Source organism: Devosia elaeis (genome assembly GCF_001650025.1).
Classification (GTDB): domain Bacteria; phylum Pseudomonadota; class Alphaproteobacteria; order Rhizobiales; family Devosiaceae; genus Devosia; species Devosia elaeis.
Genome location: NZ_LVVY01000132.1, coordinates 1 through 3,136 on the forward strand (window position 1 = coordinate 1; position 3,136 = coordinate 3,136).

Consider the following 3,136-nt stretch of genomic DNA (forward strand, 5'->3'; position numbering starts at 1 on the left):
CAAGGATATGGATGCCATACTTTGTCAACAGGACCTAGCTTCTGGTCGGGCATAGATGTAGTGAAAATGATCTGATGCTCAACATCCGTCGCTTCACTCAACTGTAGGATAAGGCGCTGGAAATTATGACTCCTTTCCGGCGTCATCCCTTTGTCCTCAATGTTGTCTAGCAGCAAGAACTTTGGGTATTTCATCCGCTCGTCAATGCATGACGCGAACAGCATCGCCAAGTGGAAGGCGTTCTTAATGACCGTCCGGGAACTGGCGGAGTAGCCCCGCTTCTGGTTCACCACTATTTCGTTGTCACCGAAATCAAATCTCACGCCCTCCTGAGTGACCGGCTCAATGTCGCTCGGCACGTCCAAGGTTAGGATTTCAGCAGTGATGCGGGATATCAGGCCGTAGATTGCGGACTGCCGTTGCTCTTTGGCCGAAATCCACATGGCGATGTTCCGCCTCAACTCGTTAAGGTCGTCGTTCAGTTGCTGTTTACGAGCAGACAGCTCTGTTACCTCAGCGGCCAACCGGCGTTCTCGGTCTAGATCGATCAACTCACGGTCGAGGTAACCCACCGAGCGTGTGAGAGCTTCGATTTTAGAGTCCGCCTCCGTCAAATAATGCCTTGAGCGATCAAGTAGCTCTTCGGAAAGCAGACCCCTGATACGCTGAAGTCCTCCCAACCGCTCTTCCAGAGCCGCACGGTCTTTCACGCGCTCCTGTTGCAGCGCGCGGGACTCCTTGAGCTGCATCTCCAATTCATTTCGAAGACGAGCGTAGCGCGAAAGATCGTGCGCCTCATCAAGCTCGGATTTGCAAAGGTGACAGTGGTGTGCGTCTGACGGTCCTGTAACAGGAGTGAGGCAGCTCGGGCAAAATGAGAAGACAAGCCGCCCCATCGCGTCGCCGGTTGCCTGCGACTGGCCGATCTGGACAAGGTTCTTTTCGAGATCAGCTATGAGTAGCGCAGCGTCTTCAATTGATAGCACGAGACGGTCAACGTCACGTTGTATGGCTACGATGTCCCTGCTGACTTTGTCTAGGTCACGCCGCAGAACCTCCAGCTCCTCCGACTTACCTGACTGCCCTTGGCCTGACGAGTACCGCGATGCCCGGAGTGCTTCAATCTCCTCAAGGGCCTTGCTGCGGGCGTTCTCGGTGTCTGTGACCTTACTAAGCAGATCAGAGAAATCTAGTCCCTCATCAACCCTGCGTAAAACCCTCATGAGCCCGGAGAACTGACTAGTCACCTCAGCGTATTCGCGCTCCATCTGTCGGGCACGTATCTGGCTGGGGTAAATCCGCTCATCCAGTACGCCACAAAGGAGGTCCCCAACCGCCTGCCTTCTATTTGGCGAGTCCCGTTCTTCCATGCGAAAGATGGCATTCACAGGCGTCATCTGGTCTACATACATCAACCGAAGTAATTGATGCATGGTGATATTTGCGTCATCTGAGGGGACTTCGGGTATGCCTAAGGCCCTAAATAATACCTGGCTGAACCCTTCCCTGTCGCCGAAGCGGCCATAAGCAAGCTTGCTCCAACCCTCGACTGCGCTGGTCCCCCCTTCGGCAAGTGGGCCGAAATAGACCCACATTGGTAATTTACTCCCGGTCCGGGAGATGTCGCGGCGAAGGGTAACTACAGACCCATTCAACGCAACCTCAGCAAAGGTTTGATCGCAAATGCCGGCTTCATCCTTCCACTCCGTGAGGTCGCCACCCAGAGCGAAGAAAATCAGGTCGGCAATGGTCGATTTGCCCCGACTGTTGCCGTCGCTTCGAATCATGTTCACGCCGGGATGAAACGTCTCGTCGTAAGCGCTCTTGCCTCCCTTCGTGACGACAAGGCGCATCAGCCGAAGGGATGGGTCACGCCGGGTCATAACGGTACTCCATCAGCTTAGAGCGGTCCTTGAGCCCTCGTTTGCCAAGCAGCGGGACGGTAGCAATCTTGCCCCCCAAATACTCAGCCAGCTCGGTGTCTTCCGTTGTCGCTTGGGCAAGTAACCCGGGAGGCATTTCCTTCTCGGTGCGGCGCACAGTTCCGTCTCTCAAAGCGTCCATTGAAATGAGGCCCTGGCCCGCAAGACCGGCAGTCACCAAATTATGAAGCCCCTTAATCTGGGCTAAAAATGTTCTGGGTGACGGCAAGGTGTTGAAGCGCGAACGCGTCCCAGCAAGTTTTCGTCCTCTTGCTCCCGCGCCTTGGGGGAAATCCATTTCGGCCAAAAGATATGGAAACACAAAATAGAGATCGAGAATGCGTAAAGTGTCCACAGGCATAGATTTCCCAGGCGTGTGTTCAAGAATCAGAAGTGCGCGGAATACTCCGTGGTAGACGTCAAATGCGGGATGATAGACTAGCATTTAATCCCACCTAATGTGGCAGTTGCCAGTAAGAAAAAAGATCATGCCCCGAACATAGTCTAGGGCCACATCCTCAAATTGAGGGCATTCATCCAACTCGCCGGAAATGGGGATTGTGATCTGTTCCGAGACCACCTTATCGACATGCGCGTTGTCCGTTCCCGCCTTGATCAAGGGCCGTATTTGGGTGTCGAAGCGCTCATGAACCTTCGACATGAGTGTCGCGACAATTAGCTGATAGGTGGGAGAGAAGATATTTGCCTTTATGTCGGCGTACACGTTTTCCTTCAGCGCCGTGGCAATGGTGAGCTGGTGGTCTCTGCCTGCCAGCCTCAGTTTCTCTTCGAGTCCGATCACCTCCTCATTTTCAACGCGGCGGGTGTAAACCTCCAACTGACGAATATACGAGGTTAGGACCTTATCCTCTTCCGCTTCGCTCGCCAGCTTCGCAAAAAGCTTACGAAACGGGTTTGGGGGAGCGGATGTCGGTTGAGGCGCGAGGTATACATCCCCATCATTGGCATAGACGTTTACATCACGACCACCCATATGGCCCTGCACAGCGTTTCCACTTTGAGTGGTGGTAAGAGCGGTGCCAGATTGATGCGTTAGCGAAAGTGCGGTCCCTGAAGCGTGCGGGGGGTCTTCAGAGTCAGGTGGTGTCCCCTTCAATCCGGCTTCACATTTACGTCTCGGCCGGACATGTGCCCGCCGACCGTATTACCGCGCTGTGGAGTGGACCCCATTTCGCCGGACAGCTGGCGGTTGG

Annotated in this window: 3 protein-coding genes; all 3 read right to left on the reverse strand. The window is 54.4% G+C overall.

The window, feature by feature from the left end:
* On the reverse strand, positions 1–1,883 hold a 1,883-nt coding region (locus tag A3840_RS17730; protein WP_131798372.1), incomplete at its 3' end, for a coiled-coil domain-containing protein.
* The gene (locus tag A3840_RS17735) at positions 1,870–2,367 is read right to left on the reverse strand and encodes an ABC-three component system middle component 5 (protein ID WP_067460148.1); all 498 of its coding nucleotides are present in this window, start codon (positions 2,365–2,367) and stop codon (positions 1,870–1,872) included. The genes A3840_RS17735 and A3840_RS17730, both read right to left, overlap by 14 nt.
* A complete protein-coding gene (locus A3840_RS17740) occupies positions 2,368–2,916 on the reverse strand; it encodes an ABC-three component system protein (protein ID WP_067460151.1) in 549 nt (182 codons plus the stop codon).
* Positions 2,917–3,136: the final 220 nt, after the last annotated feature.

What these genes read in the sequence shown, in the direction of transcription:
- A3840_RS17735 (WP_067460148.1), bottom strand. Translation starts at nt 2,367, where the DNA reads ATGCTAGTCTATCATCCCGCATTTGACGTCTACCACGGAGTATTCCGC.
- A3840_RS17740 (WP_067460151.1), bottom strand. Translation starts at nt 2,916, where the DNA reads ATGGGTGGTCGTGATGTAAACGTCTATGCCAATGATGGGGATGTATAC.